2 protein-coding genes are annotated in these 1307 nt (G+C 64.3%); one reads left to right on the top strand and one right to left on the bottom strand.

All coding sequences use genetic code 11. The features are described 5' to 3' along the window. On the top strand, nucleotides 1-593 hold a 593-nt coding region (locus AC4FAH_RS14135; RefSeq protein WP_490246267.1), incomplete at its 5' end, for a PqiC family protein. 133 nt (nucleotides 594-726) lie between these two features. Here AC4FAH_RS14135 and AC4FAH_RS14130 read toward each other — a convergent pair. Further along, on the bottom strand, nucleotides 727-1266 hold the full coding sequence (locus tag AC4FAH_RS14130) for a glycine zipper 2TM domain-containing protein (protein ID WP_192838454.1): 540 nt from the start codon (nucleotides 1264-1266) through the stop codon (nucleotides 727-729). Nucleotides 1267-1307 lie beyond the last annotated feature (41 nt).

Raw genomic sequence — 1307 nt, 5'->3', positions numbered from 1 at the left:
GCTTGCTGATGCTCGGCACACTGGCGGGCTGCACGACTGCCGCCACCGGTGGCGCCTACCTGCTGCCGCAAACGACACAGGCTGGCGCCGCCCAGCGCAGCGTTGCCGCAGATGCCCCTCTGCTGGAAGTGATGCCGGTGCAACTGGCCAGCTACCTGGAAGGCGGCAGTCTGGTCTATCAGACGGACGACATCACGCTGGTACAGGCCAGTCAGAACCTGTGGGCCGATGACCTGCAGGACATGCTGACCCGCCAGCTGCTGACGCAGCTCAAGGCCAGCCCCGCCCAGCCTCTGAGCCAGTACCGTATCGCGGATACCAGCCTGAGCGGCCTCAAGGGCGCACGCCTGAGCGTAAGCCTGGATCGCTTCATCGGCCGCCACGATGGCCAGTCCGTCATCACCGGTCGCTGGCGCCTGCGCGGCGTGGATGGCAGCGTGCTGGAGGAAGGCGACATCCAGACGCTGACTCCCCTGACGGATGACGGCTATCCGGCGCTGGTCAATAGCCTGGGCGAAGGCTGGCGTGTGACCGGCGAGCAGTTGGCACGTGAGATCGCCAAGGCATTGCCCGCCACGGCGGATGCCAGCTGATGACCTGACGGTCTGACAGAACAGGGCGCGACTGGATGCCCAGAAAGCTGGATGCCCAGAATGCGGGATGTCCAAAAAAGAAGACCCCCGACGGAATCCGTCGGGGGTCTTCTTGTCTGGCGGCTAGCTGGCCTCAGCCTTGCTGGGGCAACACCAGCTCACCGTCACGGATCTCGAAGCGCTTCACGTCCGGCTTCTCCTCGAGACGCACGGTGCGGGTCTCGTCACCCATGTCGACCTTGACGTCGTAGCCGACCACCTTGTCTGACGCGTCCTGCACCGTTTCGCAGCGCTGCTCAGTCGTGGTGTAGGTGTCGCCCTTCTTCATCTGACCCTGGATCTGGTTGCCGGCATAACCGCCACCCACGGCACCCGCGGCTGTCAGCACCTTCTTGCCATTGCCACCGCCAAACTGATTGCCCACCACACCGCCGACGATCGCGCCGACGGCCGTGCCGACGACATTGTGGGTGTCCTTGCTGGGCGCCTGATGCGTCACGGTCTCGTTGTGACAGACCTCGCGCGGGGTGGTCACGGTTTCCGTCACGGCATCCACCGCCACGATATCGGCATATTCAGGGCCTGAGTTGCTGGCCGTATAGCTGCCGATCGCCACTCCACCGCCAATGCCCAGTGCAGCCACGATCGCGCCAATCAGGATGGACTTGTTCATGCGTGTTCTCCTCACCGAATAGTGTTGCAGCCTGGCTCGTC

The organism is Cobetia sp. (assembly GCF_983723665.1).
Note: the sequence above shows the minus strand (reverse complement) of the source record. Positions and strands in the feature narration are given on the sequence as shown.